Source organism: Glycomyces amatae (assembly GCF_020991375.1).
GTDB classification, from domain to species: domain Bacteria; phylum Actinomycetota; class Actinomycetes; order Mycobacteriales; family Micromonosporaceae; genus Glycomyces; species Glycomyces amatae.
Genome location: NZ_JAJLQZ010000059.1, coordinates 1 through 508 on the forward strand (window position 1 = coordinate 1; position 508 = coordinate 508).

The window sequence follows — 508 nt, forward strand, 5'->3', positions numbered from 1 at the left end:
GGGCCGCCGCCGCCCGGCGCCGTCAGCGAGATCATCGAGATCGGCCTGACCGTGGTGGACCTCGAACGGCGCGAGCGCGTCGCCAAGCACCGCATCCTGGTGCGCCCGCGCCGCTCCCGCGTGAGCGGGTTCTGCACCGGCCTCACCGGCCTCACGCAGGAGGAGGTCGACACCGGCGTCGAGTTCGCCGAGGCGTGCCGCCTCCTCGCCGCCGAGCACCGGGCCGGCGCGCGGCCCTGGGCGAGCTGGGGCGAGTACGACCGCCGCCAGTTCGAGCACCAGTGCCGGGCCGCCGGCGTCCGTTATCCGTTCGGGCGCGGGCACACCAACGTGAAGGAGGTCTTCACCGGCGCCCTCGGGCTGCGGCGCCGGCCGGGCATGGCCGCCGCCCTCGATATCGCCGGCCTGCCGCTGGAAGGGCGCCACCACAGCGGCGCCGACGACTCCTGGAACATCGCCGCGCTGCTCCTCCTGCTGGTCGAACGGGGCGCCTGGCCGCAGCCATGAC

1 protein-coding gene is annotated in these 508 nt (G+C 75.6%); it reads left to right on the forward strand.

Annotated elements, in window-relative coordinates:
* Nucleotides 1–507 (forward strand): 3'-5' exonuclease (locus tag LO763_RS28595; protein ID WP_255673115.1); only part of this gene is annotated, 507 nt, incomplete at its 5' end.
* Nucleotide 508 lies beyond the last annotated feature (1 nt).